Here is a 1939-nt window from a genome sequence, read left to right as displayed (position 1 = left end):
ACAAAAGGAAAAGGTGTTCGTGATTCCCGACAACATCGAGGAGTTCGACTTCCGAAACTATGTATAACAGCTAAAAAAGAATGGAAATGAAAACGTAAAATGACGACACCCATGCGCACGGCGGTACAAGGTACAGCCAATCCGCAACGGACACACCCAAGTCCGTAGAAACAAACGGGCAACCACTAAACCAAAGTAAAGTAATCAAGTATCAACCGCCCGAAAAAGGACTATCCACCCTTTGGACGGCACAAAACAAGAACTGTTTATGAACAAGAACATCAGACAAAAGTTCATCATCTCTGCGGCACTCATGATTGCCGCAACCGCCTCCGTATTTGCGCAAGGAAACGGTCTGGCAGGTATTAACGAAGCCACCTCTATGGTGAGTTCGTATTTCGACCCCGGCACGAAATTAATCTACGCCATCGGCGCGGTGGTCGGTCTTATCGGAGGCGTGAAAGTCTATGGCAAGTTCTCGTCCGGCGACCCCGACACGAGCAAGACAGCCGCCTCATGGTTCGGGGCTTGTATCTTCCTGATTGTCGCTGCGNCTGGCTCTCTTCGTCCTGTTCGTCATCCTCTACATGGTCGGCATCGACCAGTGGATATGTATCGGCTTCGGCGCGGCATCGTCTTCCGTCCTCGTATGGCAGACCTTCGCGCTGAACGCCCGGTACGGCGAACACGGGCTGATGAAATTGGGAGCGGCAAGGAGCCATCCCCGATACCTTATCAACCGGCGGCGGATCACCCGATTATTCAAACGGCAACGAAAGGAAGAAACGACATGAGAAATACATCCAAAATGACAACACTGGAAAACAAGTTCCCGCTGCTGTCGGTGGAGCATGGCTGCATCATTTCCAAAGACGCCGACATCACGGTGGCTTTCGAGGTGGAACTGCCGGAGCTTTATACCGTGACAGGCGCGGAGTACGAGGCAATACACGGCTGCTGGTGCAAGGCTATCAAGGTGCTGCCGGACTTCTGCGTCGTGCATAAGCAGGACTGGTTCATCAAGGAACGCTACAAGCCGGAACTGCAAAAGGATGACATGAGCTTTTTGAGCCGCTCCTTTGAACGACACTTCAACGAGCGTCCGTACCTGAAACACTCCTGCTATCTCTACCTGACCAAGACGACGAAGGAACGTAACCGGATGCAGAGCAACTTCAGTACGCTGTGCCGGGGACATATCATCCCGAAGGAGCTGGACAGGGAAACCGCCGGGAAGTTCATGGAAGCCGCCGAACAGTTCGAGCGCATCATGAACGACAGCGGCTTTGTCAGGCTGCGCCGCCTCTCCACCGACGAGCTTGTCGGGACGGAGAAGTCCGCTGGGCTGATAGAGCGTTACTTCTCGCTCATGCCCGAAGGCGACACGGCCTTGCAAGACATCGACCTCTCGGCAAGGGAAATGCGCATCGGTGACAACCGCCTGTGCCTGCACACCCTCTCCAACGCGGAGGATATGCCCGGAAAGGTGGCTACCGACATCCGCTACGAGAAACTCTCCACCGACCGTTCGGACTGCCGCCTCTCCTTCGCCTCCCCCGTGGGGCTGCTGCTTTCCTGTAACCACATCTACAACCAGTATGTGATTATCGACAACAGCGAGGAAAATTTGCAGAAATTCGAGAAGTCCGCGAGGAATATGCAGTCGCTCTCCCGATACAGCCGGAGCAACAGCATCAACCGCGAGTGGATAGACCAGTACCTGAACGAAGCCCATTCCTACGGGCTGACCTCGGTACGGGCTCACTTCAATGTCATGGCATGGAGCGATGACGCGGAGGAACTGAAGCATATCAAGAACGACGTAGGCAGCCAGCTTGCCAGCATGGAGTGCGTCCCCCGCCACAACACTATCGACTGCCCGACGCTCTACTGGGCGGCGATGCCCGGCAACGCGGCGGACTTCCCGGCGGAAGAGAGT

2 protein-coding genes and 1 pseudogene are annotated in these 1939 nt (G+C 55.0%); all 3 read left to right on the top strand.

Annotated elements, in window-relative coordinates; all coding sequences use genetic code 11:
- Positions 1 to 268: 268 nt before the first annotated feature.
- Positions 269 to 541 (top strand): annotated as a pseudogene (locus JZY04_RS20955) (DUF4134 domain-containing protein); the annotation flags it as partial.
- 46 nt (positions 542 to 587) lie between these two features.
- Complete coding sequence (locus JZY04_RS20950; protein ID WP_370635147.1) at positions 588 to 794, top strand: DUF4133 domain-containing protein; 207 nt, start codon at positions 588 to 590, stop codon at positions 792 to 794.
- A partial coding sequence (locus JZY04_RS20945) for a TraG family conjugative transposon ATPase (RefSeq protein ID WP_220577462.1) occupies positions 791 to 1939 on the top strand: 1149 nt, incomplete at its 3' end. The genes JZY04_RS20950 and JZY04_RS20945, both read left to right, overlap by 4 nt.

This window comes from Bacteroides sp. 11BF, from assembly GCF_019633765.1.
Taxonomy (GTDB): domain Bacteria; phylum Bacteroidota; class Bacteroidia; order Bacteroidales; family Bacteroidaceae; genus Bacteroides; species Bacteroides hominis.
Note: the sequence above shows the minus strand (reverse complement) of the source record. Positions and strands in the feature narration are given on the sequence as shown.